The sequence below is a fragment of the Paenibacillus sp. J22P90 genome, from assembly GCF_059692195.1.
In genome coordinates, this window is record NZ_JCAUAY010000004.1 from 475,213 (window position 1) to 501,539 (window position 26,327).

At 46.0% G+C, this 26,327-nt stretch carries 27 protein-coding genes; 5 read left to right on the top strand and 22 right to left on the bottom strand.

The genetic code is table 11. The features are described 5' to 3' along the window. Positions 1-30: 30 nt before the first annotated feature. The 6 genes from AC58UX_RS16525 to AC58UX_RS16550 form a co-directional block, all read right to left on the bottom strand. The gene (locus AC58UX_RS16525; RefSeq protein WP_497254553.1) at positions 31-291 is read right to left on the bottom strand and encodes a hypothetical protein; all 261 of its coding nucleotides are present in this window, start codon (positions 289-291) and stop codon (positions 31-33) included. Positions 292-569: 278 nt separating this feature from the next. Next, entirely contained in the window at positions 570-878 is a 309-nt protein-coding gene (locus tag AC58UX_RS16530; protein ID WP_497254555.1) for a DUF4870 domain-containing protein, read from the bottom strand. Between the two features lie 86 nt (positions 879-964). After that, complete coding sequence (locus AC58UX_RS16535) at positions 965-1,945, bottom strand: NAD-dependent epimerase/dehydratase family protein (RefSeq protein WP_497254557.1); 981 nt, start codon at positions 1,943-1,945, stop codon at positions 965-967. A 27-nt stretch (positions 1,946-1,972) separates the two neighbouring features. Further along, on the bottom strand, positions 1,973-2,659 hold the full coding sequence (locus AC58UX_RS16540) for a copper homeostasis protein CutC (RefSeq protein ID WP_497254559.1): 687 nt from the start codon (positions 2,657-2,659) through the stop codon (positions 1,973-1,975). A gap of 129 nt (positions 2,660-2,788) precedes the next feature. After that, positions 2,789-2,983 (bottom strand): hypothetical protein, encoded by a 195-nt coding sequence (locus AC58UX_RS16545; RefSeq protein WP_497254561.1) that lies wholly within the window; start codon positions 2,981-2,983, stop codon positions 2,789-2,791. Positions 2,984-3,074: 91 nt separating this feature from the next. Beyond that, positions 3,075-3,731: a deoxynucleoside kinase gene (locus AC58UX_RS16550; RefSeq protein WP_497254563.1), complete on the bottom strand. Its 657-nt coding sequence runs from the start codon at positions 3,729-3,731 to the stop codon at positions 3,075-3,077. Positions 3,732-4,023: 292 nt separating this feature from the next. On the opposite strand from AC58UX_RS16550, the gene AC58UX_RS16555 reads away from it, so the two are divergent. Then, positions 4,024-4,254 carry a hypothetical protein gene (locus tag AC58UX_RS16555; protein WP_497254565.1) on the top strand — a complete coding sequence of 77 codons (231 nt, stop codon included), beginning with the start codon at positions 4,024-4,026 and terminating at the stop codon, positions 4,252-4,254. A gap of 59 nt (positions 4,255-4,313) precedes the next feature. Here AC58UX_RS16555 and AC58UX_RS16560 read toward each other — a convergent pair whose 3' ends face one another. Next, positions 4,314-6,494, bottom strand: coding sequence for a PAS domain S-box protein (locus AC58UX_RS16560; protein ID WP_497254567.1), 2,181 nt, complete (start codon positions 6,492-6,494; stop codon positions 4,314-4,316). Positions 6,495-6,686: 192 nt separating this feature from the next. On the opposite strand from AC58UX_RS16560, the gene AC58UX_RS16565 reads away from it, so the two are divergent. Then, positions 6,687-7,619 carry a zinc dependent phospholipase C family protein gene (locus tag AC58UX_RS16565; RefSeq protein WP_497254569.1) on the top strand — a complete coding sequence of 311 codons (933 nt, stop codon included), beginning with the start codon at positions 6,687-6,689 and terminating at the stop codon, positions 7,617-7,619. A 359-nt stretch (positions 7,620-7,978) separates the two neighbouring features. Here AC58UX_RS16565 and ung read toward each other — a convergent pair whose 3' ends face one another. From ung to AC58UX_RS16595, 6 genes are all read right to left on the bottom strand, one after another. Continuing rightward, complete coding sequence (ung, locus tag AC58UX_RS16570; protein WP_497254571.1) at positions 7,979-8,698, bottom strand: uracil-DNA glycosylase; 720 nt, start codon at positions 8,696-8,698, stop codon at positions 7,979-7,981. Beyond that, positions 8,695-10,962, bottom strand: coding sequence for a type IA DNA topoisomerase (locus AC58UX_RS16575; protein ID WP_497254573.1), 2,268 nt, complete (start codon positions 10,960-10,962; stop codon positions 8,695-8,697). Before AC58UX_RS16575 ends, ung begins: the two co-directional genes overlap by 4 nt. Positions 10,963-11,128: 166 nt before the next feature. Further along, positions 11,129-11,455 (bottom strand): DUF1904 family protein, encoded by a 327-nt coding sequence (locus tag AC58UX_RS16580; RefSeq protein ID WP_497254575.1) that lies wholly within the window; start codon positions 11,453-11,455, stop codon positions 11,129-11,131. Positions 11,456-11,776: 321 nt separating this feature from the next. Next, the gene (locus tag AC58UX_RS16585; RefSeq protein ID WP_497254577.1) at positions 11,777-12,313 is read right to left on the bottom strand and encodes an MOSC domain-containing protein; all 537 of its coding nucleotides are present in this window, start codon (positions 12,311-12,313) and stop codon (positions 11,777-11,779) included. Between the two features lie 27 nt (positions 12,314-12,340). Further along, positions 12,341-13,024 (bottom strand): PIG-L deacetylase family protein, encoded by a 684-nt coding sequence (locus AC58UX_RS16590; RefSeq protein ID WP_497254579.1) that lies wholly within the window; start codon positions 13,022-13,024, stop codon positions 12,341-12,343. A 36-nt stretch (positions 13,025-13,060) separates the two neighbouring features. Then, positions 13,061-13,540 carry a glutathione peroxidase gene (locus AC58UX_RS16595; protein WP_497254888.1) on the bottom strand — a complete coding sequence of 160 codons (480 nt, stop codon included), beginning with the start codon at positions 13,538-13,540 and terminating at the stop codon, positions 13,061-13,063. Between the two features lie 187 nt (positions 13,541-13,727). Between AC58UX_RS16595 and AC58UX_RS16600 the strand changes: the two genes are divergently transcribed. Next, positions 13,728-15,890, top strand: a complete 2,163-nt coding sequence (locus AC58UX_RS16600) for a HelD family protein (protein ID WP_497254581.1) — start codon at positions 13,728-13,730, stop codon at positions 15,888-15,890. Between the two features lie 293 nt (positions 15,891-16,183). Here the strand turns inward: AC58UX_RS16600 and AC58UX_RS16605 are convergent, their stop codons facing one another. The 3 genes from AC58UX_RS16605 to AC58UX_RS16615 all read right to left on the bottom strand — a co-directional run bounded on the left by AC58UX_RS16605 (position 16,184) and on the right by AC58UX_RS16615 (position 18,793). Then, positions 16,184-17,026: a DegV family protein gene (locus tag AC58UX_RS16605; protein ID WP_497254583.1), complete on the bottom strand. Its 843-nt coding sequence runs from the start codon at positions 17,024-17,026 to the stop codon at positions 16,184-16,186. Between the two features lie 17 nt (positions 17,027-17,043). Next, positions 17,044-17,892, bottom strand: coding sequence for a DegV family protein (locus AC58UX_RS16610; RefSeq protein ID WP_497254584.1), 849 nt, complete (start codon positions 17,890-17,892; stop codon positions 17,044-17,046). A gap of 130 nt (positions 17,893-18,022) precedes the next feature. Next, positions 18,023-18,793: an SDR family NAD(P)-dependent oxidoreductase gene (locus AC58UX_RS16615; RefSeq protein ID WP_497254890.1), complete on the bottom strand. Its 771-nt coding sequence runs from the start codon at positions 18,791-18,793 to the stop codon at positions 18,023-18,025. Between the two features lie 58 nt (positions 18,794-18,851). Between AC58UX_RS16615 and trhA the strand changes: the two genes are divergently transcribed. Further along, positions 18,852-19,478 (top strand): PAQR family membrane homeostasis protein TrhA, encoded by a 627-nt coding sequence (trhA, locus tag AC58UX_RS16620; protein ID WP_497254586.1) that lies wholly within the window; start codon positions 18,852-18,854, stop codon positions 19,476-19,478. An 8-nt stretch (positions 19,479-19,486) separates the two neighbouring features. On the opposite strand, the gene AC58UX_RS16625 is transcribed toward trhA, so the two are convergent. Both AC58UX_RS16625 and AC58UX_RS16630 read right to left on the bottom strand, forming a co-directional pair. Then, positions 19,487-20,140 (bottom strand): GDSL-type esterase/lipase family protein, encoded by a 654-nt coding sequence (locus tag AC58UX_RS16625; RefSeq protein ID WP_497254588.1) that lies wholly within the window; start codon positions 20,138-20,140, stop codon positions 19,487-19,489. A 69-nt stretch (positions 20,141-20,209) separates the two neighbouring features. Beyond that, positions 20,210-20,518: a hypothetical protein gene (locus AC58UX_RS16630; protein ID WP_497254590.1), complete on the bottom strand. Its 309-nt coding sequence runs from the start codon at positions 20,516-20,518 to the stop codon at positions 20,210-20,212. A 118-nt stretch (positions 20,519-20,636) separates the two neighbouring features. Here AC58UX_RS16630 and AC58UX_RS16635 point away from each other — a divergent pair, with 118 nt between their 5' ends. Further along, positions 20,637-21,800, top strand: a complete 1,164-nt coding sequence (locus AC58UX_RS16635; RefSeq protein ID WP_497254592.1) for a M20 family metallopeptidase — start codon at positions 20,637-20,639, stop codon at positions 21,798-21,800. On the opposite strand, the gene AC58UX_RS16640 is transcribed toward AC58UX_RS16635, so the two are convergent. The 4 genes from AC58UX_RS16640 to AC58UX_RS16655 form a co-directional block, all read right to left on the bottom strand. Next, complete coding sequence (locus tag AC58UX_RS16640) at positions 21,734-23,050, bottom strand: MDR family MFS transporter (RefSeq protein WP_497254594.1); 1,317 nt, start codon at positions 23,048-23,050, stop codon at positions 21,734-21,736. The genes AC58UX_RS16635 and AC58UX_RS16640 overlap by 67 nt on opposite strands. A gap of 84 nt (positions 23,051-23,134) precedes the next feature. After that, entirely contained in the window at positions 23,135-24,016 is an 882-nt protein-coding gene (locus AC58UX_RS16645) for a DMT family transporter (protein ID WP_497254596.1), read from the bottom strand. 166 nt (positions 24,017-24,182) lie between these two features. Continuing rightward, on the bottom strand, positions 24,183-24,524 hold the full coding sequence (ytxJ, locus tag AC58UX_RS16650) for a bacillithiol system redox-active protein YtxJ (RefSeq protein WP_497254598.1): 342 nt from the start codon (positions 24,522-24,524) through the stop codon (positions 24,183-24,185). A 144-nt stretch (positions 24,525-24,668) separates the two neighbouring features. Next, complete coding sequence (locus AC58UX_RS16655; protein ID WP_497254600.1) at positions 24,669-26,270, bottom strand: PucR family transcriptional regulator; 1,602 nt, start codon at positions 26,268-26,270, stop codon at positions 24,669-24,671. Positions 26,271-26,327: the final 57 nt, after the last annotated feature.

The following is a 26,327-nucleotide window of genomic DNA, read 5'->3' on the forward strand; positions in this document are numbered from 1 at the left end:
CTTGCATAGTATTCCTTAGAACCCTAGTTCTCATTCACTTTTGGCAACATTACGAGAATGTACCAAATGAATTGCCGTACGAATTACATAAATGAAGACACTACCCACCATGAAACCAATACCCACCATTAAAGTCGTATTCGTATCATTGAAGCTTTCTAAACTAACTAAGCTTAGTACTAAACCTATAGCAAGCAACGCCCACGCAGCAAAAGTCATCAATTTCACTAAAGGCATGACATCTCGTTCAACGCGCTCAATTGGATTGGCAGATACAGCTCTATTTGACATGGTCATCACAACTCCTGACTTGATTGTAAGTGCTTTAATCCTAGTATAACACAAAAAACAAATTTTGTTCATATTTTATTCACACGATGATCAAAATTTGGACAAATATGTTTTCAAAACCAGATGAGCTTCCGCGAATTCTTTGCCTGTTTTATAATTCCTTAATAACGATGTTTATATTCATGGCTAGTAAGTTCCCCATTTTGATCGAATTGAAATAAGGGCTGACTTCAGGTAGTAAAACTACCTAGAGTCAGCCCTTTCTTTTTATGTATGTGCTACTTCAGAAGTGTGTAGCTGCCGATAAACGGAAGCGGTTTGACTTGACCTTGAGCCGCTGCAACGATGCCCAGCACCGCCAAAATGACCAAGGCCAAGTTAGCTAACGGCTGCAGAAACCACCCGATGAACGGGATAATACCGAGGACAACGTTTACGATGACCCATGCCAGAAACAACGTTAGCCCTTGATTGGCATGGTACCACGCATACTTGGAGTCCTTCGCGGCAATTAGCGGGATGAAAAACAAGATGTACGCAACAATAGCCATTCCCTTGTTGTTTTGAATATCCGTGGAATCGTACATAGAGAGCACCTCTTCTTCTCAAAGTTTACTCTTCCATTATATTCAGATTCCTGCGCCTATTCGCCTAAGCCCGGACAAAACTCAAATTATTTTTGTCCACTTGCCGCCCAGTCCCGCAGCAATTGTTCCTCACGCTCTGGCTTCAAGCCAGCAAGCCGCGCAATGCCCGGATCACGACTTTGGTCCCACGCCAGAGTATCCTTTACTGTATCCGCGAGCGGCCTTGTACGTAAACCGGATTGGAACGCTTTCACGTTGTTTAACTGCAGCATGCCAATCAAACTATCGCTAGGCAGCCATAGAGGCAGTTCCATCCATGGTCCTACTTCGTGTTCGACCAAGAAAGCTTCCGATACCCATGTCAGAGTCGTTTCTTTTTGCGTAGATCTACATGCTTCTACAAGCTCTTCCATCGAAACCTCACTGCCACTCGCATGAATGGTACCCGTCACGCTTTGTTCGATTAATTCCACTGTCCAAGCAGCGAGATCACGAACATCAATGAATTGCAGTCTGCGCTCTTTCGGCAGTGGAACAAGGACTTGCCCCCCTCTCGCCAAGCGTGCAGGCCAATAAGTGAATCGATCTGATGCATCATAGGGTCCTACAATAAGGCCAGGCCGAATAATGAGTGCGCCTTGCGGGAATGCCTGTTGAACGATCGTCTCACACTCTGCTTTAAGCGCCCCATAGCGTTGTCCTGGATCCGCTGCATCCTCTACCCGCAACACTGCAGCGGATTCATCCAGATGCAGCTGCTTTAGATTGGCATACGCCGATACGGTAGAAATAAATGTGTAGTGCTTCGCGCATTGCTTGAGGATCTCCGTTGATGCCGCGACCGCCTCTGGCTGAAAGCCGCTCGTATCGATCACCGCATCCCACTCGCCGTCACCCAGTTTAGCCAGATCAGTATTACGGTCCCCAAGTATATGCCGCACCTGTGGGAATGCTTGTGCATCATGTTGTCCACGATGAAATAGCGTTACTTCGTGACCCTTCAATAACGCCGCTTCCGTTAAGGCCCTACCTAGAAATTTGGTGCCGCCTAAAATTAAAATATTCATATATGCCTCCTGGATGAGTGGATTATTCTATAGTCCATCTAGCAAATATCTTGCTTGCTTCACTTTATTTTCTTCAACAGCGCCGTCAACAGAACTATTTTCTCTTACTGCGGTGCCCAAATGCACACATTGCACACCTGTCGATTGGACAAATGAAGCCAAGCTCTCCAACGTCAGTCCTCCACCAGGTAAAATATGCAAATGACTGCCGCGGGTCATTGCGTCTAGCACGCGAATTTGTTCAATAGCTTGCAGCACACTGGCGGCGCCGCCCGAAGTGAGCACGGAACGAATTTGCTTATATGTAAGAAGCAGCTTTAACGCTTCTGCTTGTTGCTCAATCTCATCAAAAGCCCGATGAAACGTCACAGGCAACGAAGAGGCTGCCATAAGAACGTCAAGCGTGGGACGATCAATCTCTTGCTTATGCGTTAGAACCCCAAACACCAAGGCGCTAGCACCAGCTTGTTCTGCCTGTTGAATGGATTCAACCATACAGGCTACGTCATGCTCTGACATTTCAAATGAACGAGCATGCGGCCGAATCATCACGTGAACAGGGATGCTTACGGATGACGTTATTTGCTTCACAAGTGCGATATCAGGTGTTAATCCACCTTGCCGCAAATCTGCAACAAGCTCTAATCGATCTGCACCGCCTGCCTCAGCACGCCTAGCATCTTCTAGCGAAGTTGCGATGACTTCCAATAACATGGTTCAACAAACCCCTTTCTATGAACATAACCTCTCTCCTACTCTATCATAAAGTGGACAACACAAAAAACTCCGTCAACCACATGGATTGAGGAGTTATGTATGCGTTATGTATGCGTTATATTGATCCTAGATATTCGAAGCTTTCTGCAATGGTTCTTGTTGCACTTCGACGAGCTCCAGATTGGCAAATGATCGACTAAGCTTCAACATTTTCTCTGTTGCTGCTAATTTCGGCAGTGCTGCACTCATAGGCTTGCCTTTGTAACACACGATAAACAACAATTTCATCACCTTCTCTTTCTTGGATTCCGATTGTATCAAGGGATTTAGTTATGCTATAACATTCGAAAGACCCCCTCATCTTTGAGGGGGTCTTTCGACATTTCGACAATTTTCGCTTAATACATATATACTATACGATTGCCAGCTCAGACAGCTTCGCTCGAACTTCTTCCACAAGTTGAACAGCATCTGCCTTGCGGTTTACAACATCTACACGATCCATATCAACGATTAATACTTCAGATGCATGGTAATGGTTCATGACCCAGTCATCATAGCCTGTCCATAACTGACGATAGTAGTCGACCAACGATTGATCTTGTTCAAAGCTGCGGCCGCGAAGCCCAATGCGATGCATGACCGTTTCAAAGGAGGCCTTCAAATAAACCATAAGATCAGGGGCTTTCTTTGGAAGCTCCGCCAGCTCCGACATCATATTGTCAGCCAAGCCTTCATATACATCAAATTCCAATTGTGAAATACGACCTAGCTCACGATTCACTTTGGCAAAGTACCAATCCTCATAAATGCTTCGATCCAGTACATTTCGGTTATGTACCAACGCCTGTTTAATGGCCTTAAAACGCGTATTCAAAAAGTGCAATTGCAGTAGGAATGGATACCGCTGCTTCTCAATTTCTTCTGGTGATGCTGTATAAAAAAGCGGTAAAATCGGATTATCATCGACACTCTCATAAAAAACATTCGAATTTAGTTCTTGTCCAAGCAAAGTGGATACAGATGTCTTACCAAGACCGATCATTCCCCCAACCACAATCACTGCCATTGACCCCTTTCTCCTTCTACCCAATCATAATTTACCTACTGTCAATTCTGCAAAGCTTACCTATTATACAAGGAATTCAAACGTGTGGGAACCCTCTTTTTTTTCCTTATATCGAGTCCGAGATCGTAGTAATGTAAAATTTCGGCATCGACTGCTTATATTCTACAAATTTTAGGTAATCCTCAGAATACCGCCACAAAAAATTTAAATTCACAGTGTGATGTTTTCACTCGTCATGCTGTCTCTATTAGTAAGTGCCTTACAATACTATCCATAAGACAGAGGTGTATCGATGATTTACGGAACGCAGCTACTTGACACAGATTTAGAATTATTCACCGCAGCTCTCTCGAAAACGCCTGTTTATGTATGGTCGCTCGATCAGTTAGGCGTTTATTACCAGGTAACTACAGGAATTATCGTCAAATACACGCCAGATTATGTTCAAATTTACAATGAAAATAACCCTACAGCATCAACTTGGTTTTCAAGAGAAACAAACGAATTTAGTATTGCTTTCTAATAAAATGAGAAAACCGCCGTTCCTGGTTTCGAGGACGGCGGTTTTATTTTGTATAATGCTTAAGTAAGAAGATTCTCCACTTCGGTAAACGTAGGCAAGAACACATCGATCGTCGTCCCATACCCTACCTGACTTTGGATACTCATGGTACCTTTGTGCGCTTCTACAATCTTGAAACACATCATCAATCCAAGTCCAGTCCCCTTTTCCTTGGTCGTATAGAAGGGCTCCCCTAGCTGCTTCAATCGATCCTCCGGAATACCGCATCCGTTATCTTGCGTCCGAACTCGAATAAGATTCCCTTCTAACGTAGCTTTCATCTTAATCTGTCCGCCCTTAGAAATGGCTTCCATCGCATTTTTGATCAGATTAATGAATAGTTGCTTCAAATGCATTTCAGAGCAAATGATTTCGGGGATATCAGATTGCAATTCCAATTGAAGCTGCACGTTACAGAGCACAGCTTGTGTATCCAACAGCGCAATGACCGATTGCAGAATCGCACCTAAATCACTCTTTTTATAGGTAATGGCTTCAGGTTTAGCGATAACGAGGAATTCACTTACAATGAAATTGATGCGATCCAACTCGGATAACATGATGTCAAAATAGTGCTTTTTGCCCTTCAGATCGTGCTGAAGTAATTGTAAGAAACCGCGCAGCGAGGTGAGCGGATTGCGAATTTCGTGTGCGAGTCCCGCGGCGAGCTGACCGGCGACTGACAGCTTGTCTGACTTCCGCAGCAGCTCTTCCGTTTGCTTACGCTCCGTGATATCCCGCGTGATGCCTGCATACCCGAAAATCTCACCTTTTTCATTTTTGATCGGCGTTTTCGTCATACTCACATGAATCAATTGGCCATCTTTGCGAATACGAACCGATTCTTTACCTGATATTTGCTTTCCTAACCTGAGTAACTGATACGTCTCTTCCCGTTCTTTTTCCATATGTATTGGGTAAGTCGGCAAAGGCTGCCCCTTTAATTCCGTTTGCGTCCAGCCAAAAATATGCTCATGTGCCGCGTTCACAGAAATCACTCTCTCATTCAAATCAAGCACACATATCGCATCGGAGGTGTTGTTAATAACGGATTCGAGCAGCTCCTTCGTCTCTCGAAGCTCTGTCTCCATTCTTTTGCGCTCCGTAATATCTGTACACGATCCAATAACTTCCGTTACACGACCATTCTCGAGGATTGGTCTTAATGAAGTCAAATATGTATTGCCGTTGATGGTGGCCTCGAACATCACATTTTCTTCCCCGTTCCAAGCACGGCGGTAATACACTTCAATGAAGTTCGCCATGGAAGCCGGCCAAATGTCATAAAGTCCATTCCCTATTATTTGCGCTGGTTCAGAGCCCAGACGATAAAGCAGTTCACCATCACACATGGTGTGGATGAATTGCCCTCCAATTTCTTTGAACTTCAAGGTCATCCCTTGTTGTCTTCTCACGGTATCATGAAGCTCCTGCCTCGCTGTCCGTAAAGTTTCCTGATCTTTATTATATTGCGTAATATCCCTTGCGATCAGATACACACCATCCAAGTGATCATTCACAATAATAGGTACATTTTTCACACCTAATTCAATGCTTTCACCATTTTTATGACGAAATACCAACATGTAATTATCCGTTCGCGAAAGTACGTCTTCTGAACGAATGAGATCCTTGTCGGCTTTTTGGAATACATGATGAATGAACTGGCCTTCCAGTTCATTTTCAGCATAGCCGAGTATCCGTTCCATGGCTGGATTGAGAAATTGAATACACCCCTGCATATCACTTGTTAAGATACCAGCGGGGTTATGCTTTATCAAAGATTTATAGCGTTGCTCGCTTTCCGCAAGCTTTCGCTCCATATCCGTTTGGTTAGAAAGATCCTTAAGTTGAACAATGAAAGCCTGTGACTCGTTATCACAACCTCGGATTACGGACATTAGCCAGTTCACTCTTTTAAAAGTTGAATCTTGATGTCGAAGCTGGAACGTAGCTTGATAAGAAGGAAGCCTGCCGCTCATCAAATCTTCCATAATGGTATCTATGTGTCGAGCTTGTTGCGGTTCCATTAGCGTCTTTATATGTGCAGAGAGCAGCTCCTGCTCGAAATACCCCAGAATGCCGCTGAAACTGCGATTTATTCTTTGCCACTGACCCTCGAGCGAAATAAGAGCCATCCCCATCGTCGTGAATTCAAAAATCGAATCAAATGAAGGCTCCTGTTTCGAGTGCATATTCATATGTTTTTCCCCCATGGTACGTGCTTGAATGGCGAATATCTCCGTACGAAACATTCGACAACTTCCGTTGTAATCCTGCCTTTACTCGTTTACGGAGAAATTCATCCACAATATGTGCCCTGTGTTCCCTCTGGTATGATAGAATGGAAGGGTTCGTTATTCATTATTTCTAGTTGTAGGAGGAATGCTTCCTTGCCTAATACTTGGACACATTTTATTTTCGGTCAAAAAGTCATGAACGAATTAGGACATACATCGGTCCTGAATGATAAACAGCAACGCAACATTTTTTCACTCGGTTGTCAAGGACCTGATTTTCTTTTCTATCACAACTTTCTTCCCTGGAAAAAAAGCAAAACCTTAAATGAACTCGGAAGCCTGATGCACAAAGACGCCTGTGGGCCATTCTTGCTTGATCTTGTTCGTCAGGTACAAGGAAGAGGCTTATATAATCCTGCTGTTCTCTATGTGCTCGGATTTTTGACACACCATGTGCTCGATCGTAATTTACATCCTTATGTATTCTATAAGTCAGGCTTTAAGAAATGGGATCATCAACGCTTCGAAATCATCATGGATACCATTTACGCCAAGCATGAGCGTGATATTCAAACGTGGAACACGCCGGTATGGAAAGAAATTTATGTAGGCGAAAAGTTTCCCCTTGGCATCGTTCCGGCGCTCTCCGCTGCTGCAGCGATTCATTATCCCGAGATCGCCTCGCAGATGCGCGATTCCGACTGGGATGATGCCTATGTGGACATGATCCGTGCACAACGATTATTTCATGATCCAAGTGGAATCAAACGTGTATTAACACTTGGTCAAATAACACCTTTGGTCTTTACGAAGCATCCCGCTCCGCGCGATTATTTTAATGAAGCCAAGACGACTTGGAATTGTCCTACCGATCTTCACGAAACCTACACGTATAGTGTATGGGAATTGTTGGATATGGCCATGCAAGATGCGATTCTTGTGCTTCGTGCTGCTATTCAAGTTTTGCAGCGAGGTACTGAGGCCGATTACGATGCATTTCGCACAGTGCTAGGAAATCGCTCGTATGAAACCGGGAAAGACTGCGAGCTAGGGTTACCCATTACTTACGTACAGCCGATTCTGTAGGATAACTGCTATTTAGGACAAGGATTATTCATAGTATTCGAAATGGAGATCGGATTTCGGTCTGTAGCGTGGCGATTTTGGCGAAAGCTGTAGCGTAATTCGATAAAATCGAGTTACATGCAGCATAAACGGCTAATGGGGTGCCGTAAGTCGATAAAATCGAGTTACGGGTGGCAACCATGGCGAGAGGAGCTGTGTAAGTCGAAAATATCGAGTTACGCCTGGCGAACATGGCAAAAGGAGCTACGTAATTCGAAAAATTCGACTTACGCGTAGCAAAAACGGCGAAAGCAGTACTGTAACTCGATAAAATCGAGTTACACATAGCACCTATATGAACAAAAAAACCATGAATGCTCTCATTCATGGTTTTTGCTATTCATTTGCGATGGAATCTCCCAATCAATCTCTTTCCTGCCAAGTCGATTCAACACGGTGTTCACCTGCGAAAACGGCCTACTGCCAAAAAATCCGCGATACGCCGACAGAGGGCTTGGATGCGCAGAAGTCATGATAACATGTCTCGACGTATCAATGAATGTCGCTTTCGACTGTGCATGACTTCCCCACAGCAGGAAGATGACTGGCTCCTCCCTTGCGCTTAACACTTGAATGACGCGATCCGTAAATCGCTCCCACCCTTTTACCTTATGGGAATTAGGCAGCGCCTCGCGGACAGTTAACACCGTATTTAACAAGAGAACCCCTTGTTCTGCCCACGATTTCAAATAACCATGATCAGGCACAGTGCACCCGATATCTGACGCCAATTCCTTATACATGTTCCTTAAAGAGGGAGGGATCGCCATCCCAGGCTTCACTGAAAAACTGAGTCCATGAGCTTGCCCACAGCCATGATAAGGATCTTGCCCCAGAACAACAACCTTCGTATTCGCAAATGAAGTCAATGCCAGCGCACTAAACACCTCATCCTCGGGTGGATAAATCGTATGCTGCACAAACTCCTCTTGCAAAAATTGTTGCAGCTCTACAAAGTACGGTGCCTGAAATTCATCAGCCAACACACTCGCCCAATCGTTCGTTAATGACTTCACACGGTCGTTCCCCCATTCGCTCATTCGGTGCCGAGTGCACCTGTAGCGACATCCTTTAACACAATCTTCCCGTCCGTCTCTGTTCCATCAGGCAAAACCAGCTTCAGCTTCGTCGTTTTCCCTTTTTGGACGAGTGCCTGCACCTGCGTTTCCGTTAAGCTTCGTCCGAAGCTTTCCTTCCAAATGACGAAGCCGCAGCCTTCCTTATAATGCGAGCAGCCGTAGCCCTTGCGGCCCATGAAAAGCGAGCCTCCGCAACCGGGTCGCGGACAGGTCGCAATGAACGTGCTCGTTCCGTCGCCTGCCGGTTTCGCAGTAGCAGCAGAAGCTGGAGCCTTCTTCTTTGCCGGAGCTTTTGCAGCGCCATCCCCGCGCGAAGTCGACTTCGCTGAAGCGGAGCCTCGTTTACCGCTCGGTTCCGGAGCATTTTCACCTTCGAAATCCGTTTTCGAAGCTCTAGCTTGCCGACGCACCTTATCGACGATCAGTGTCGCAAATTTTTTCACATTTTGCATAAACTGTTCATCTGACGCCGTTCCACGGGAAATTTCATTCAATCTGCGCTCCCATTGCCCCGTCATTTCCGGTGATGTCAACAGCTCGATTCCCGCTCCGCGAATTAATTCAACAACCATTCTGCCCTTCTGAGTCAAAATGATTTTCTTCCCTTGCATGTCGATGTACCCGACCTTCTTCAACCGTTCAATCGTCGCTGCTCGCGTCGCTGGCGTCCCTAAACCGGAATCTTTCATCGCATCGCGCAGCTCTTCATCTTCAATCTGCTTTCCTGCGCTCTCCATCGCCTTCAGCAAGGTACCTTCATTAAAATGCTTAGGCGGCTGCGTATCCTTCTCTTTGACAATCGCATCCGTACAAAGCACATCTCCGTTGGCATCAATAGAAAAGGGCTCGTTGACCTCAACTTCTTCCTCGTCATCAGCGTCTTCCTTTTCTTTCCCTTTGGTCGCCTTCGCTTTTTCCTTCTTCTGGTCAGCGTAAATGACTTTCCAGCCTAGTGACAGCAACTCTTTCACCGTTGTCTTAAAAAGCTCCTGCTCCACTTCGGTCATCACCGTGTGAACCTTGTAGGCCGCTGGCGGGTAGAACTGGGAAAGAAATCTCCTGACGATGAGATCATACAGCTTTTGCTCGTCTGGACTTAAACCCGATGCCTTCTTATTGGTAGGCAAAATCGCATGGTGATCCTCTACCTTAGATGGATTACAAATAAATTTATTATTCACATGCACAAGATTGCGATTGGCGCCTTGCACAAGCTCATGATAAGCCGTTCCCTGCAAGGCATTTAACGCCTTATGCATGTCCGGAATATTTTGCTCGGTTACATAGTTGGAATTCGTTCTTGGGTATGAAATGACTTTGTGCTTCTCATACAACGCTTGCGCAGTATCCAGTGTCTTCTTAGCGGAAAACGCATATTTACCGTTTGCTTCACGCTGCAGCAAGGTCAAATCATACAATTTAAATGGGAATTCTTTTGTTTCTTTCACTTCATAAGACTGGATGCGCGCCTGCTTCCCTTTCACTTTGGCAGCAAGTGCAGCCGCCTTTTCGCCATCTGTAAATCGCTCGCCCTGCCACATCCCTCTGTAAGGTGTTTCACCTTGCGCGAAATGCCCCTCCAGCTCATAAAACTTAAGTGAAGAGAAAGCCTCGATTTGCTTCTGCCGATCATATATTAACGCAAGCACCGGCGTTTGAACGCGTCCCACGGACAGCAGCACATTATGTTTTGTTGTAAAAGCACGTGAACCATTCATCCCGATTAACCAATCGGCTTCACTGCGAGATCGCGCGGCACGCGTCAAATTCTCGTATTCTGCACCATCTTTTAACGTTGCAAAGCCATTACGGATCGTTTCAGATGTTAAATCGGAAATCCATAGCCGCTTCACAGGCTGATTTAGCCCAAGATGACGTTGAATAAGAGAGAAAATGTGCTGCCCCTCCCGCCCCGCATCGCAAGCATTGACGAGTTGATTACATTTCTTGGCTAACTCCGCAATCACCTTGAGTTGATCATAGGTACGCGGATTAGGAATCAATTTAAACTCGGAGGGAATGATTGGCAAATGACTGATATTCCACTTTTTATATTTTTCATCATAGTGATCCGGTTCAGCCAACTCAATCAAATGACCGATTGCCCATGTGATGATATATTGCTCACCTTCCAGGTGAGACCTCATATTTTTGGCTTTTGGCTCTATTGCGGCAGCTATGTTTCGCCCCATGTCGGGTTTTTCCGCAATAATTAATGTCTTCAAACACAAATCGCTCCTAACATGTGATTCCCTACACCGCTGGAAATCAGATTCTGTCGATTCAGTGTATCCCACTTTATAAGCGCCTGCAATATCGATCACGCAAAATACGACTTTTGGCATGAAAAAAAGCCCTAAATTGGGCTTCCTGAGGTAAAAATTTATTTTATTAAACGAGCTTTCCATTCCAATAGTAACTATCCTCGCGATATACCTTGAAAGCAATTTCCACTTCAGGTACGCCGAGTGACAAGATATGCTTGGTCAAAACCTGCGCATAGGCATCTCGAATCTCCTGCCCGCGCTCGAACCAGCCTACCTCAACAAATGGATAGGTCTCACAAATTTCCCCTTGAAAAATGGAGACGGTAGGCAGACACTCCAACATAAAATTGTCAATGCCGCAAGAACAGACTTCAGCTAAATCGGCAATTAGCGCCGTACTAATGGATTGGATGCGAGGAACGCTTATTCCTCTTATAATCATATGCGGCATGCTGAAAAGCTCCTTTATGTACAGGTGGCGGTTAAGCTCTCATTAATTCTTTTATCGTTTGCAGGGAAACCCCTGTTTGATGGTAAATTTCAATCAATGTCGCACGTGGATGGGCTCGGACAAAATCCTTTACTTTATGAGAATCGTTCAGAACGAGCTGCGAACAGCTTGTACATCTGGTTTCCCATTTCGTTAGAAATACACGTCCACATTTATCACAATTGCATAGAGACATCCCGACACTCCCCTAGAAACGATGAATAACCTACTCCCTAAGCTCTTTCGTAAAGCCATTTCGGTTTCAGGGGGTACATCCGAAAATTAATTTAAAATTTCTACGACATCGCCAACCTTGAGCTCGCCAGGACGCTCGACATATGCGACAATGCCTCTTGCTTGCTGCGCCTTTTGCACAAATAACTTGGTTAAAATCGGCTCGTTATAATGAGTTGCAATGATCCGACCCGGACCCGAGCAAGGCTCATTCTCGCCTTCACATACTAACCCGCCGCCACTAGGGAGCATCATCCGTATCCCCATTGGAAGCTTAGTCAATTCTGGCACACCGCTAACAACGATATTCGCGCCTAGCCACTCTGGCTTAATTTCATCCACACCAATACGCTCGGCAATCCCTTGCAACTCTTCTATTGAAACAATACTGAGCTGTCGTCGATTCATGATCTCCTGACCACGTTTATACATCGGTTGACGCACATCTGCTTTGGCAAAAATACCGAAATGGCGATCTCCCTCGATCCCGCCAAAACTCAGCTCAACTTGCTCAAGCTCTCTCGTCACAAAAGTCGATGGATCATCCGCTATGAGGATCGCTTCAACTCGCGCTCGAATGGGCATTTCTACTCCCCGCCTTTCATTTAAAACTTACACTCGCTCAGCAGACTGCGCCAGCGGCCAATGTACGCCATCTTCCCAACCTAGCACAAAAGCTTCCCAGCGTCTTTCTTCTGGAAAATCAACCAAATTCCCAAAATGTCTCCCGATCGTGACATGCTGCGTGTGATGCGCTTTAAGTGCTGCGGCCTTGACGTGCCACATCGCTTCTGTATCCACGATGATTGATGGTTGATGACCTTGGGCACGCATTAATGGTGATACCGCATAATACAGCTTCCTGACACTCGGACAATTACCACTATGTACAGCAGCTGTCGTTGCTTTAGAAATCGCAATATGGTCGCGATGACCATTGCCTCCATCTTCCGCGAACGTAAACACATGCTCGATTTCATACCTTTGAATAAAGGAAATCACACCGTTAACTAACGTCTGAAAGTCAACTTCGTCTAGCCGACCATCGGGATATTTCAAATGCTCAACCGAAGAAATTCCCAGAATTTCAGCAGCGACTTGCATTTCTTGCTCTCTTAATTCAGCCAGCTCTTCGCGATTCGTCGCTCGTTCTAAACCTTGTCTACCCGCATCGCCACGCGTGGCTAGCAGCAGAACTGGCGGTTCCCCTTCGTCAGCAAGACGGCGAATGAGGCATCCGCTTAAGAACGTTTCATCATCTGGATGGGCATACACAAACCCGTTTCGAATCCCCATTGCACGTCCTCCCTTCAATTCAATCATCTATGCCAATTATGCCAAAATGGCTTCAATATCCGGAGCAATAACCGCCGGCTCTGTACGTGCGCCATATTGTTTAACGACAATTCCACTGCCATCAACTAAAAATTTCACGAAATTCCACTCAATGTCTCCCGTGCGATAAGGCTCAGGTGTATGGCTAAGCAGGTACGTGTACAGCGGGTGAGCATGCTCGCCTTTAACATCAATTTTATCAAATAACGGGAAAGTCACTTTATAGTTTAACTCGCAAAACGCTTGAATCTCTTCATTCGTACCTGGCTCTTGGCCAGCGAATTGATTACATGGAAAACCGAGTACGACTAGGCCTTTATCTTGGTATTGCTCATACAACGCTTGAAGACCCTTATAATGAGGAGTAAGTCCGCAAGCACTTGCCGTATTCACGATGAGCAAAGCCTTTCCTTTATAGGCAGAAAGGGTTTGTGTTTCACCTGTAATTGTTGTGACTTCGATATCATAAATCGACATGAATTCCTTCGCCTCCATCAAATAAAATGCATACCTCCTGAGTATACCATTCCTTTCCACGGAAGCCCAAATGGTATCGTCATCATTTTTCCCAGAATCGCTTTCTATCTCTAGTCAGGTGTGTTATAGTGTTTACCTGTTTATGTTAAATCTATAGACAACATCTAATCTTAGGAGGTAACTGATCTTGGACACAAAGACTCAAAGTGCCTATCAAGAAGAACTTCATCGGCTCGAACAGACGAATAAGGAAATCGATAAACAGCTGGAGCGGCTGCGAGCAACTCCGGTTTATTACGGTCCCGATTTAACTGAGCAGGCGCTTGAAGTTTTACGTGAGAACGGCAGACACAACTTAACGAAAGCCATTGACGAACCATATTTCGGCCGTCTTGATTTTGAAGAGACAGGAACTGGCTCACCAGTACCGCTTTATATTGGTAAAGCCGGCGTGGAAGACGAAAGAACGGGTCAACTTCTTGTGATTGATTGGCGCGCTCCGGTTGCAAGCCTATTTTATTCCTTTACGGGCGGCTTGGACGAAACTTCCTACGATTCACCGGACGGTCTAATCAACGGCTTAGTCTATTTGAAGCGAAACCTTGTTGTGCGCAAACAAATTCTCCAGCGTGTTGTCGATACATATGATCGAAATGAAGACTCCCTCTCCGTCGGGGATGAGTTCCTGCTCTACCGATTGGGCGAAAATAAAGATAACAAACTGCGCGATATCGTCTCCACGATTCAAGCAGAGCAAGATCGCATTATTCGTGCCGCCAAGAATACCGCACTTATCATTCAAGGGGTCGCAGGCAGTGGTAAAACAACCGTAGCTCTTCACCGACTCGCTTTCCTACTATATCAATACCGCGAACAGGTCCGGGCGGAACGCATGATTATTTTCGCGCCTAACTCGATGTTCTTGGACTATATATCAGGCGTATTGCCTGAGCTTGGTGTCGGCAATATTCAGCAAAGCACCTTCACGGATTGGGCCATAGAGGTGCTCGACCATGAGGTGCAACTTGCAGATCAAGAGGCCACGCTGCAGCGTTGGTTCGCTCTCGGCAGTAAACGACCGCCGGTTGATGATCAAGCCCCAGGACGATTTAAGGGAGCCATTGCTTTCAAGCACCTCTTGGATGACTGCCTAAATCGCCTAGAAAAATCCTACGTCCCTACTGCGGACTTCTCACCTTGGGAAGGCGTCAAGCTGCCTATTGCCACCATTCGTGAATGGTTCTTCGTCGAGAACAAGCATTACCCGATGGTGAAGCGTCGCGAACGCGTCGTTGCGCGCATCAAGCGCTGGATGGAGATACAGCTCGAGAAGGTTTGGGAGCAAAGTTTGAAGAAAGAGCTGAAGAAAAAATCAGCTCAAAAGCTTCGCACCTACCTGACAGCTTGGCCAGAGTACACGGCATTCAGCTTCTATAAAATGCTATTCACAGACAAAGGTCGACCCGACTTCTTGCCGGCAGAGCTTCTCCAGCAGTTGCCAGAATCCATCGTGACCGCATCTGCAAAGCTTTTTAAAAAGAAAGAAGTTCAACTAGAAGATCTTGCTCCCCTTCTCTATATCCATACACGACTCCATGGTGTTTCGTCGGAGCAATTGTTCGATCATGTTGTCATCGATGAAGCGCAGGACTTCTCTCCTTTCCAAGTCGCGGTGCTAGATGCGTATACGCGTAATAGCTCCTTCACGATACTTGGTGATTTATCGCAAGGGATTCATGCGTATCAAGGGATTCAAGACTGGAAAGAATTTTCCAGTCTGTTTAAAGAAGAGGAAACTGGATATTTCGAATTGGAGCGTAGCTATCGTTCCACGATGGAAATCATCCAGTTTGCCAATCTCGTGCTCCAGCGCGGCGTTAGCAATCCTTTGCTGGCCGTCCCCGTCTTCCGCAGCGGCAACAAAGTTCGCGTACTGAAGACGTCGTTGAAAGAGCGACTGCCGCTCCTGCAGAAGGCGATCAGCAGCTTACAATCAGGTACTTCAAGTACCATTGCAGTCGTTGCTCGAACGGAGAAGCAAGCTCAAGAGCTGCACGAGGCTTTGACCCTCGTCGGGATCGAGACGAATCTGATCACCTCGAAGCAGCGTGTTTATCGTGGTGGCATATCCGTGGTTCCAGTGTATTTGACCAAAGGCTTAGAATTCGATGCTGTTATCTTAATGGATGTCACAGCCGAGCACTATGAAGCATCCCTCATGGATGCGAAGCTGCTCTATGTGGGTTGCACACGTGCGCTGCATGAGCTCTGGTTGCTCATCACCGGCGACATGTCGCCGCTTGTTACTTTGGATCAACCGGAGGTTACGACGACGGAGTTTGCGCTGTAACATCGGATGCAGCGCCTGCCCAGCATTTTCTCCATCTGCTGAAAGATGCAAAAGTGCAAGTTTTATCTAGCAATTTCATGATTTCAGCTGATATTATTGCAAAAAGGCATCAATTTAGGAGTTTTTAGCCTATTTTAGACTTTTTCGACCTAAAAAGATGCCTTTTTGCATCTATTTAAAACGCCAGAGTGAATCCCCCTGAAAAGGATGCTCTTTTGCATTTTTGCTACGTTATACGAATAAAGACCGCTTTCTCCAAAATGGAGAGAGCGGTCTTTATCATTTATTTGCGACTAGTAAGCGACCAACACGCCGCCCTCACCCGCATAAGTACCAATCACGGTTCCCATATTGGAGAACAGCACATGGCGGAACGGATGCTTTTCTAACAGCTGGGCCATAAATTCGCGCGCCCTCGCTTCACAGTTGCTGTGTGCAATCGCGATCACGTCTTTCTCGTAGTCATGCTTCTTATCGCTAAGAAACAAGAGTAACCGCTTCAAGGCTTGCTGAGTGCCGCGAATCTTCTCAACGACTTCAATCGCGCCTTCTTCGCTAGCTTTCATGAGAAGCTTAATATTTAAAACAGAAGCCACAGTGCCACGCACTCTGTCGAGTCTTCCGCCTTTTATAACATTTTCCAATGTGTCTAGGAAGAAGAAGGTCCCTGAGTTCTTTACTTCTTGCTGCATCGTAGACACGACAGTTTCATATGGCAATCCGCTAGCAACCATCTGCGTCGCCCGATACACCAGAACACCTAATCCTAATGAGGTTGTTTTAGAGTCAATGACCTCGATTCGGCCAGTATAGCCATCTTCAAGCAGCATTTCTTTTGCCATAACCGCATGGTGATACGTAGAGCTTAACGCCGATGAGAGACAAATCACGAGAATATCCTGGTCAGAACCAGCCTTCTGGTACTCGCTTAGAAAATGCCCAGGCGACGGACTTGAAGTCTTCGGCAACGCGCTCTCCCGCTTCATTCTTGCATAGAACTCGGCAAGTTCCATATCTGTCGGCATGCATTCCTCGCCGAATTGTACAGATAAGGGAACGATCCCTACTCCTATTTCATCTACAATAGTCCTTGGGAGGTCGCAACTGCTGTCCGTGATAATCTTGATTGTCGTCATGGTGGTCCACTCATTTCTTATTTTTTGGCGAAAACAATACCTAACGTTTGGGGTCCGCAGTGGCTCGAAACGACGCAACCGTTTTCCGTCAAAAATACGTTTTTCACATTTGTAAGTAATTCAAATTGCTCTTTAACAAAAGCAGCTTCCTCATGTGCCTGAGCATGTGTGATAAACATGAAATCCGTGTCCATGTCATCTTTAAAAGCTAGTGCATTGTCCATAAGTTGCTTCAATGCTTTCTCGCGTTTGCCTCTAACTTTGTCCGTTAATTGCATAGAACCATCAATAACTTGCACAATCGGTCTAATTTTCAAAAGACTGCCAATAAAAGCCTGGACGCTCGAACATCTGCCGCCTTTATGCAAGTATTCCAAGGTGTCAATAATGAAGGAAACTTCTACTTTGCTTATCAAAGCTTCCACAATCGCTTGAATCTCCGATGGACTACGCCCTTCTGCTGCAGCTTGCGCTGCCTTAACTAGTAGTACGCCAATACCGGTTGATAGGTTTCGAGAATCGATCACCCTAATTCTACCATCGGGAAAATTCCCCGCTGCGATCGTCGCATTCTGAATCGTCGAAGATAACTCAGAGGACAAGCCTATATAAACGATGTCCTCTCCCGCTTCGATGCTCGGTGCAAACGAACGCTCAAAATCGATTGGCGAAGGCGCAGCTGTTTTGGGCAGTTTCCCCGTCTGTGCAACCAAGTCAAACAGTTGATTGGCATTTATATTTACGCGATCCTGATACGTTTGTTCATCAAATACGACATATAACGGAACAACTTCAATTTGGCAGCGTTGCAAAAGTTCTTCATTCAAATCGCATGTACTATCTGTAAAAATTCGAACTCGAGACATCTTGTTCTAACCACCTTATCTACATGTTACCTTGGGCATAAGCCCACTATCAATTGTCCATGTTTGTGAATAGTATAATAGAACTAGAACTATTAGGAAAGCTCCACCCTATATTTTTAGACAAATTTCGCTAAAATCCGTAAATTGTCATACCGCCGTCTACGAAAAGCGTCTGGCCAGTGATATAGTTAGCCGCATCGGATGCCAAGAATACGGCAGGACCTACTAATTCCTCTAACTCACCTACGCGGCGAAGCGGGGTACGCGCAATAATTTCCGCTAAATAATCCTGCTGACTAAGAATTTTCTCTGTCAGAGGCGTTTTGAAATACCAGGGACCGATACCATTCACCTGAATGCCATGTTTTCCCCATTCCAACGCAAGTACCTTGGTCATCTGGATCATCGCCGCTTTCGTCGCGGCATACACAACGCCTGTTCGCAACGCCACTTGCCCAGCAACAGACGCAATATTAATAATTCGTCCGTACTCCCGCTGCTGCATATGCCGACCAACGATCTGAGAGCACAAGAATGCGGATTTCAAGTTCGTTTGCATAATCGTATCCCACTCTTCATCTGTGACGGCCAAAGCTTGACTACGAATGTTCATACCAGCATTATTAATGAGAATGTCAATGCGGCCAGTCTGCTCAATAATAGCAGCAACCGCGCCTTCAATTTGTTCACGACTCGTAACATCCACGGTAAACGGGTAGGCTTGTCTGCCTAAAGCGCGAATTTCCATCGCAACATTTTCCAAATCCGAAGCTGTGCGCGCGAAGATTGCGACATCAGCCCCAGCCTCTGCTAAGCCAATAGCGAGTGCTCGTCCAATGCCTCTACCGGCGCCGGTCACCAGCGCGATTTTATTGTTTAGTTGAAATGAGGGTAAATACATCGATTCATCGTCCATTCTATATAGGAGTTCCATTCTCACAAAGAAAGAAGGGATTGATATGCAATATTCCATCAAAGAAGAGCGAGCTAATGCGCTCACCCACGGTATTGGTGTTCTTTTAAGCATCGCAGCGCTAGTATTGCTCGTCGTTCAAGCTTATAAATACGGGAATGCCTGGCATATTGTTAGCTTTAGTATTTTTGGAGCAGCGCTTGTCATTCTGTACACTTGTTCCACACTTCTGCATAGTGTTACCCGGACAAAAATAAAGGATGTGTTCGAAATCCTCGATCACTCCGCTATTTATGTGCTAATCGCTGGCAGCTATACCCCCTACCTGCTCGTTACGTTAAGGGGTACATTAGGCTGGTCATTCTTTGGTGTCATCTGGGGCTTAGCCCTCGTTGGCATCGTTTTGAAGCTTTTTTTCGTAAAAAGATTTATTCTGGCCTCGACCTTGTGTTATATCGTCATGGGTTGGTTAATCGTAATCGCGTTTAAGCCACTCTACGTCGAGTTGCCCTTTGGCGGCATTGTCTGGCTCGTTGTAGGCGGCCTTTTTTACACACTTGGCTCGATATTTTATGTATGGAGGCGCATTCCCTATCACCATGCCATATGGCACCTATTCGTGCTGGCTGGCAGCGCCTGTCATTTCTTTTCCATTTTCGGTTATGTGAGATAAGTTTCATCTTATAGAAACAACTGCTGCAATTGCTGCAAGGATACGGCTACCTCTAATTGATTAGCTACCTTTTCATAGCCTAGTTCATTGGGATGGATGGCATCCTCAGAAAGAAAACGCGTCGCTTGACCTACAAACGCATCATATACCTGCACGATTTGAATATGCGGCTGCTCTAATTTACGCAAAAACAAATTAAACCGCTGCACCCAATAGGCAGCATCTGGAATCTGCGGTAACGGATTGTACAAACCAATCAAGGCTAGTAAATACGGGGTTTGCACACCTTGCCGCAGCTTCTCAATTTGTGCAATGAGCTTACGATAGTTGGACTCATACGTTTGCAACGCTGCTTTCAGCACCGAATTGTCGCCGTCATAAAAGAAAGGAATCGCCGCTTGAATGAGATCATTCCCGCCTGCGGTAATGGTAATAAGCGTCGCTTCTTGAATATCCTTCTGCAGCTCCGGATCAGATTCGATCGTCTCCAGCAATTGTGCAGTCGTTGCACCATTGGTGCCAGCATGTCGCAAGGAAACAGGTACATTTAGAAGACATTCCAACCTGTGGCGATACAACGAAACGAAGCCTCGACCTTCCTCAGCACCATATCCAACGGTTAAAGAATCACCAAATGCCAAATATTGAATTCTTTTTTCCATCGCTATCCTCTCCCCTAAAGCATGACGTATATTACTATATGCGTCACCGCCCAGTTTGGGAAGGGATACCTACAGGGGTTCATTCGTCGTTTTTTTTACGCTTTCAAGCTGATTGACATAATCTTCGATTTGCGCTTTCTCTGCATAGGTGAATTGATATTCACAATCACAGCCTTCGTCGTGCAGCACAATCTGCACAATCTCCCCAATCTTATTGCAAATGACTAGGATAGAAGGATCAATCAGGCCTGCAGGAAGCTCTTCCCCTTCTGCCAATTCGATGCCTAAGAAGAAATCCCGCCATTGACCACGGCTCTCCTCTTCAAGAAAAGATAAACTAAACCGGTGCTCCACATGCTCGGCCCCATATTTCATCATCGTAGATCCCTCCGATTTCTTACTCATATTTATTACATTGCGTCATTGCAATTGGTAGTTCTCGCTTCTTTATACTACAATGGACATAAGAACCATTCAACAAAGGAGCTAACATCCCATGAAATTAACCATTTCTCAAACCATAGAAAGCAACGCTGCAAGATTTAAGGACATCTCCCGATATATCGGGGAAAATCCAGAGCTAGGGCATGAAGAATTTCTTGCATTTGCTCGCTTAACAGAAGAATTGACGTATCATGGCTTCACGATCGAACGAGGTGTACTCGATATTCCTACCGCGTTTATCGCAACTTACGACTCTGGCAAACCAGGTCCTGTCGTCGCGTTCATGGCGGAGTACGATGCCCTTCCTGAGCTCGGTCATGCCTGCGGCCATCATCTCATCTGCATGATGAGTATCGGGGCTGCAATCGGCCTTAAAGCGGCCTTAGCCGAAACTGGCGGCAGCATCCGTGTATACGGCACACCTGCCGAAGAAACCAAAGGCGCCAAAGTCCCTATGGCTGCGGCTGGCCTGTTCCGCGATGTTGACATTGCCCTCATGGCACATCCTTATTATGCCTATGAAAAATCAGGCGAATCACTGGCGATGGATGCCATCCAGTATGAGTTCTTCGGTCGCTCCGCGCATGCCGCAGCCCAACCGTACGAAGGAGTCAATGCGCTGGACGCGGTATTGCAGCTATTCAACAGCATCAATGCGCTGCGCCAGCAGCTCAAAACAGATGCTCGTATTCACGGCATCATCAGCGAAGGCGGCAAAGCGCCTAACATCATTCCGGACTACGCGGTTGCCCAATTTTACGTTCGATCGGCTACTCGCACTTATACGAACGAACTCGTCCAAAAGGTTCTTCGCTGCGCAGAAGGCGCTGCCCTTCAAACGGGTTGCACGCTGAAAACATCGTTCTACGAGTACTCCTACGACGAACTCCGTACGAATGAAGCTTTATCCGATGTGTTTACGGAGCAATTGTTCGAGCTAGGCATCAACCCGAAGGAAATCGAAATCGGCAAAGACCACGGTTCCTTGGATCTTGGCAATGTCTCGACGCAATGCCCAACCATTCACCCTTTTGTGAAGGTGGTTAATGAGCGACACCTGCTTCATACAAAGGAATTCCGTGATCTCGCGATGACTGAGCCAGCTTTAGACAGCATGCTCCTCACAGCGAAGGCGCTAGCCTACACCGCTTATGAAGTGCTCTCTAAACCTGACTTATTATCTTCCATAAAAGAAGAATTCGCTGCGGCAAAATAACCGTTTTTGCGTTCTTCCAGCTGTGCAAGGATGGTATAAAACATCGCCATCCCAATCACGCCGCTGAGCGCGATCAAGGTAGCCATCAGCCACGAAGACAGCACGCCGCCAAGGATAACACCTAGACCGCCTAGAAACGTAGCTCCTCTATATACCATGCCGTATACGGCCATATAGGAGCTGCGTGCATGGTCAGGTGCCATATTGCCGAGGTAGGCTTGTTTAATCGGGACATACATCAACTCCCCAACCGTTGCAATGAGCATCGAAAGCAAGAGTAAGCCAGGTTGATTGCTGTAAGCCAAATAACTATAGCCAGCGATATAACAGGTGTATCCGATAAAAAGCACTTTCCGATCAGGATACCTACGCATCAGAACCCCCATAAAGACCGAGAGCACAACCACGAGAACCGTATTCTCCGTACGCATGAATCCTAACATTTTAAAACCATCAATCCGCCAAGCATCCGCTAACCATGGCAGGAGTGGCGTATCCACCATCTCTTTCCCCAACCGAACAGCCACATAGTTGCCCAAATGAAACTCGACTGAAACTAGCAATAAGGAAGCGATTGTGAAAATCAGAAACGTCTTATCGCGCAGAACCATGCCGTAATTGGACCAAATCGAAGGACTTTTCTTTTTCGTTGTCTCGCCTTTTCCGACTATTCGTTGCTTATAATCATCCTGGATAAAGACATATGTAATGATTCCAGTAATCAAACCGATCACAGACAGGGCAATAAACAATTCAAACAAATACGATTTAAATAAAAATGCACCTGCCATACCCGCGATAGCGAAGGATAAATTATTCATCCAGTACATGATGGCATACATGAATTTACGCTCCTCTGGCGCCGTAGCATCCAGCAGCATGGCTTCATTCGCAGGTCCATGGATTCCCCAGAAAATGCTGACCACAATCATCAACACGAAAGTACTACCCGCTGACTCAAACCAAGGCGAATTCGCTGCTGCCATTAGCAGGAAACAGAGCATCCAGCCGATTTCTGCGGCTAGCATGAGCTTTTTTCGACCAAATCGATCGGAGTAGTACCCGCCGATAATTCCGGCAACGACGCCGGCCAAAATACCCAAAATAACAACCAACCCGGCCAGCGTGTCCCCTAATTTCCCCGAAAAATAAATCGACATAAAAGGAAGCACCATATTATTGGCTGTGCCTGATAAGAAGGATAAGCCGATTCTTAATTTGACATTACGATGAAAATCTCGAAACCTCATGCCGTCCCCTGCCCCCATCTCAAAAACAATTGATTCGCAGCCTATTTTATTTACCTTCGTTCAATTAAACACAACAAGAAACCGTTAATGTTTCTCATTGCTGCGCAAGAACATCGCGACACCAACCAACAACAAACAACCTGCCAACAGTTGCATCGTCGTAATCGTTTCACCAAGTAAGAAGTAGGCTAAAATTGACGCGCCCAGCGGCTCACCAAGCACTGTCATCGAAACGGAGGATGCTTTCATATACTTCAGCAGCCAGTTAAAGACGTAGTGACCGAATATCGTTGACACAAAAGCCAAAAGGAAGAAGATGCCCCATTCCTTTAATGGATAACCATTGAACGCTTCACCCTCGTAAACATTCGTAACCGCAAGCGTTAACCCCGCGAATAAGAAAACGAGAAAGCTGTACACGTAAGCTGAAATGCGCTCTCGCAAGCTTTTACCTAGCAGCATATGTAAAGCAACCGCGATGGTACCTACGAAGGACAACACATCTCCCTTAAGGGCTTCTCCTGAAAATTGAAAATCGCCCCATCCGATGCAAATGGCCCCCACGATCGCGATACACATTGCAAGCAATGCCGTACGATTGGTACGAACGCCGTGCAGCAGGAAGGCGCCAACAAGCACAAAAATCGGCTCCAGCGTCAGAATCGCCGTTGAGCTCGCCACAGTCGTATAGCGCAGCGAATCCATCCAGAATAGAAAATGCAACCCAAGCGCAATACCAGACAGCGCGGTGCGAAGCCAATCTCTCAGCTTGATTTTCTTAAATTCATTGCGATAATTCCATAGAAACGGCAGCATCAACACATTCGTTATAAACAGCCTGTACATGGCGATAACAGCAGCGGACGCATCCGACCATTTTACAAAAATAGAGGAAAAAGAAATCGCAATAATGCCGATTAAAAGGAAGATCGGGATCGGTATTTTTGTTTTATTCATTGCATTCATGTTACGTAACTCCTTAATTGAAAATGTCCTTCTTGTTGTCATCCAGTAAGTATATAGGAGGATGTACGGCTTGCCAATCTTTTTTAAACAACGTTCAATAAATCGATCGGCATGAAAAAACCCTCCGTTTCACCTACATCACGTAGACAAAACGAAGGGCTGTAAATTAGTCCAATACCGCGGACATATGTTTGTTCGTCACAGACCAGTGGGATGTATTCCAGATGGACTCTTTATTTTTGAAATAAAGAATTTGCGGGGATGCATGCTTAATGCCTAGGTCTTCTGCGATTTGATTGGACACCGGGCGCGACTCGATCACTTTCACCAAGAAATAATCAACACCCTCATTGTGTGTACCGGACAAGTATTGCTCGTATTCATCAAGTGCGCTAGCACTTACTGGACAAGTTGTACTGTGCTTTAGAACGACAGCAGGCTTTTCGGTGGAACGTTCAAGCACTTCCTGCCATTCAGATAACGTCGTTAGCTCTTTCCATGCAGACATGTTTCACATCTCCTTTTCACTACAATCTCATCAAAATTATAAGGGAACTAATGGGCTTATGCAACTTATTGGATGCGACGGCACCGCGAGAACAAACAAAAAAACCCTCAGCGCCTTCAAAGGCCGCATCGGGTTCAGGTTCATCTAAGATCTCACATGCAAGAACTGACGGAATAAGAAGACAGCCTTTAGCTTCAATAAATCATTGACTTTTTTGAAATCAACCTGTAAAAGATCACTAATTTTCTCCAAACGATACGTGACCGTATTCCGATGAATGAATAATTGCTTAGCCGCCTCACTAACTTGGCCATCGTTGCGAATAAACACTTCAAGTGTACGAATCATCTCTTGCGCGTATTCAGGATCTTTTTCAAGTAGAGGACGTAGAATCTTAGCACAATAATCCTCCATCACCGGTGAAGACAAATGTTGAAAAAGATGAGCAAATTCGATCGTTTCATAATGCAGCACACGGTCTGGCAAACAGAGCTTTTCTGCCATTCGGGCCGTCTCGCCGCATTCCAAGTACGCTTCGCGAAGCGCCGTTGGCTTCACCTTCAGTGCTGAGGTGTAGAACACCATGCTATCTCCACCGGCTGCACGAGCTGCATCGCCATCATACTTACTTAGAAGCTGTGACAACTCCTCTTCCGGGAAGCCATCCGCTTGTGTCGTTGAGTAGATCGAGAACATGTGATCCTTCAGAATGAAATGATGTCCACGCAGGTTGCTTGACCTCGAGTGTGACTCCATGTATTGTTTTAAATCTTTCAGCTTCTCTTGGGCAACTTCTGCTGCCGACGAGTCTTTCCTACTCTTCCCAATGACACATTGGTAGGCGCCTGTGAAAATGAATAAGCCCCTCGCTTCCGCCTGCGCCATAAATTCCTCCAGGGACGTCCCCTTTTCCAGATAACGGATCAGGTTATTCTGCATATCCCGCTCCGCTGACGCTTCCACTTGGGAACGGAATGTATAGCTCATGTGAAAGGTTAGGATATCGGCCGCTTGCTGGAACAAACCTTCCTCTACCGTCGACAGCAGCACCACATCAGGGATAATTAACAGCTGGCCTAACGGCTCGTCATCCTGTTGCTGCAAACCCACACGATACGCTCGTTCTTTCCCTGCGTAGACCCAGCCTGATTTACGTTTACGCGGCCAATTCTGAGCTAGCTGCTCCGAACTCCACGTACTCGTATTATATAAATTTTGTCCTCTAGCACCGACGACCGCCATGGGATAGCCTAAGATCTCACTTACGAGCTGAAACATCGATTGCATATTATCCTGCTTCAAACCAAACTGCATCAGCTTCTTTTGTTTCTCAAGTACCATTTGCAGCAATTCTGTATTCCGGCGGTATTCCGCATTAAACAGTGCATTCATCTGATCTGAAAACGTAAACTGAAATGGCATTTCAATAATTGGAAAATGTAACCGATCGGCTTCGTCCATCACAATTTGCGGCAGCTCCGTCCAAAATCTCCCCAGCTTAATCCCTAGTCCAGCGGCTCCGCGGTCATTTAACTTGCGCAGGAGGTTCACGGTTTCTTGCGGGCTATCTTTCATTGCGAAAGCTGTCGTGAACAGCATTTCACCTGATTTGGTCCAGTCCGCAATGTCAGGCGCGTCCATGACGTTAACAGATTTAACGATACGGGATTCCCCTTGTTTCCCGGCGACCAATTTTGCTTCCGTTAAAGGATAAATCGCCAACGCTTCACGAATGGTAAGATGCATCGTGCTCCCCCCCCTATGCCTTTTTATCGATTATAGGATGACCTTATGGGTTCAGTC